Origin of the sequence: Serratia sp. J2 (genome assembly GCF_046269175.1) — a bacterium.
In the GTDB taxonomy this organism is placed as follows: Bacteria; Pseudomonadota; Gammaproteobacteria; order Enterobacterales; family Enterobacteriaceae; genus Chania; species Chania fonticola_C.
On sequence record NZ_JBKABN010000082.1, the window covers coordinates 1 to 1,888 of the forward strand.

Annotated in this window: 5 protein-coding genes; 1 reads left to right on the plus strand and 4 read right to left on the minus strand. The window is 49.5% G+C overall.

Annotation, left to right across the window (positions count from 1 at the left end; all coding sequences use genetic code 11):
• Positions 1 to 84: 84 nt before the first annotated feature.
• Genes ACKWMY_RS28100 through ACKWMY_RS28115 form a run of 4 tightly spaced genes read right to left on the minus strand, consistent with a single transcriptional unit; the run spans position 85 to position 1,311 of the window.
• Complete coding sequence (locus ACKWMY_RS28100; RefSeq protein WP_409487534.1) at positions 85 to 387, minus strand: hypothetical protein; 303 nt, start codon at positions 385 to 387, stop codon at positions 85 to 87.
• Entirely contained in the window at positions 380 to 697 is a 318-nt protein-coding gene (locus ACKWMY_RS28105) for a hypothetical protein (protein ID WP_409487535.1), read from the minus strand. The genes ACKWMY_RS28100 and ACKWMY_RS28105 overlap by 8 nt, the downstream gene beginning before the upstream one ends.
• Complete coding sequence (locus ACKWMY_RS28110) at positions 690 to 881, minus strand: hypothetical protein (RefSeq protein WP_409487536.1); 192 nt, start codon at positions 879 to 881, stop codon at positions 690 to 692. Before ACKWMY_RS28110 ends, ACKWMY_RS28105 begins: the two co-directional genes overlap by 8 nt.
• Complete coding sequence (locus ACKWMY_RS28115) at positions 874 to 1,311, minus strand: host cell division inhibitor Icd-like protein (protein WP_409487537.1); 438 nt, start codon at positions 1,309 to 1,311, stop codon at positions 874 to 876. Before ACKWMY_RS28115 ends, ACKWMY_RS28110 begins: the two co-directional genes overlap by 8 nt.
• A 25-nt stretch (positions 1,312 to 1,336) precedes the next feature.
• On the opposite strand from ACKWMY_RS28115, the gene ACKWMY_RS28120 reads away from it, so the two are divergent.
• Positions 1,337 to 1,522 (plus strand): YlcI/YnfO family protein, encoded by a 186-nt coding sequence (locus ACKWMY_RS28120; protein ID WP_409487538.1) that lies wholly within the window; start codon positions 1,337 to 1,339, stop codon positions 1,520 to 1,522.
• Positions 1,523 to 1,888: the final 366 nt, after the last annotated feature.

The window sequence follows — 1,888 nt, forward strand, 5'->3', positions numbered from 1 at the left end:
TGGCGTCTTTGTGGCTCATAGCGGCAAGGGCCAGCTCAAGCGCTTCTACACGTTTCTCCAGTTCGTTGTATTTCACTTGGCTGATCATTTGCTAATCCCCTTGCGCTTTTTCAGTTCATGTTCAGCGGAACGGCTGTTTTGCTCCAGTGCCTCCGCTATACGTGGAAGGTGTCTAAGTACCGAACCAACCAAAAACAGATCGCGCCTGGCATCTTGGTCTGAATAATCTTCTCCTCCCTCAACTTCCAATAACAAATTACCGATAACCCGCATTGCTGAATTAACGCCAGTGCCTGCATCGCCGTAAATATCCCTGAATTCCCCTAATGACTCATCAGAAACCTGGCTAAAGTCATGGGTTACGAGCGCGTGGTAAATATCATGCATGGTTCACCCCCGCTTTAAATGCCTCCAAAGCGGCGAAGCGGCGTTTACTGTCGAGATCGACGTATTCACAACCTACTGATTCAGCCTCGAGTCCAATATTCTCAAGTGTTTGCTGTGCTTTGTGGGAAATACTGGATAAAGCAGCTGCTATCACGTCCGGGCGCTGATAACCTTCCGGTGACTCCATCCAGTGCAATAAAAGATCTGCTGCGGCTGCAATCTCTGAGAACGCCTGCTGCGATAAGCAGTCAATATCTGTAATGGCGGCATGAAGCCTGTTCATATCTTTGCACGGTTGCTGATTAGACATGGCGCACCTCCACAACCTCGGCGGAAACTTCCTCGGTGGCGGTTACGCCATCCGGCCTACATACCCAGCGCATACCCTGAGCGGCCTTCTCTGCACCACGGTAGGTTTTGTAACGGCGGCGGCAGGTTTCTACCGTGGTTTTGCCGGTGCGGTGGTTCTTGGTGGTGACGATGATTTTAAACATGGCTCACCTCCGTAGAGGTTTGGTAACTCTGGTGCATGAACTCAATGCGGCCGGAATCCAGATCGATACGGTGAAAGTGCAACGGGCTTTCAGTGCGGATTTTGGCAGCAAAAATCAGAGTGAAATCAGTGCACTCAATTTTGAGGCGGGCTTCTTGCTCTGTATCTGCATCGGTGCGTAATACGGTTGGCCTGCCACCATTGGAATAGATAGCCAGGAACAGGAATGTAAATTTAGGGCGAGTTTGGGTAGACTTGATGTCAGCCATGATCGTTACCTCACTTAACGGTTTGGTGAGAGGCCCGGTTAGTGCGTCAACACTGCCGGGCTTCGTGCCTACAAGGTGTATGTCACCTTTGCGTTTTACGCTACACTCAAGTGAAATACACTTCAAGCCTTTTCTTATCATTATTTTTGCGTATACTGACATACACCTAACATACGGAGTCTCAGCAATGGCAACGGGTGCAAAGAACGCAAAATCGCAAATGACAACTGTTCGAATCCCACATGAAGTAATGGAAGATATTGAACAGCTAAAGGAAGACGGGGAAAGCACAGCTGGTTTTCTCGTAACCGCAGCCAAAGGCGAGATCAAACGCCGCCAGCGCAAAAAAGCTAAAGAAGAGCCAAAGGGCTGAACGAAAATTTTCGTTGAGTGGGTATCGCCTGGGGTGTGCGACAATGCCGGATACCCCTTTACCCCCACTGGGGGAATACCCTCAATCGCCGATACTGGGTTTCCGGTAACAGGTGCTTTACCTCTGATTGAGTAAAAGGTAACTGCAGGGATTCCGGTAGTTTGTGTCAGTGGCTCAATGTGAGCTGTTAATTTATTGAACTGCGCCAATGGCGCGGTTACCGCCAAAGCGTGTCTGATATCGAACTCAGCCAATGGCGGGGTTAACTTGACCTGATCGATCAATGTGATAATCTGCACTGGCTTAAGTTTTATGCGTTGACACTGGCGGCCCTGCAAGGCCGCTTTTGTTTTGTTAAGCATCCGA

Excerpts from the sequence above, each read along its gene's own strand:
- ACKWMY_RS28100 (WP_409487534.1), bottom strand. The coding sequence starts at position 387 with ATGCATGATATTTACCACGCGCTCGTAACCCATGACTTTAGCCAGGTT.
- ACKWMY_RS28105 (WP_409487535.1), bottom strand. The coding sequence starts at position 697 with ATGTCTAATCAGCAACCGTGCAAAGATATGAACAGGCTTCATGCCGCC.
- ACKWMY_RS28110 (WP_409487536.1), bottom strand. The coding sequence starts at position 881 with ATGTTTAAAATCATCGTCACCACCAAGAACCACCGCACCGGCAAAACC.
- ACKWMY_RS28115 (WP_409487537.1), bottom strand. The coding sequence starts at position 1,311 with ATGTCAGTATACGCAAAAATAATGATAAGAAAAGGCTTGAAGTGTATT.
- ACKWMY_RS28120 (WP_409487538.1), top strand. The coding sequence starts at position 1,337 with ATGGCAACGGGTGCAAAGAACGCAAAATCGCAAATGACAACTGTTCGA.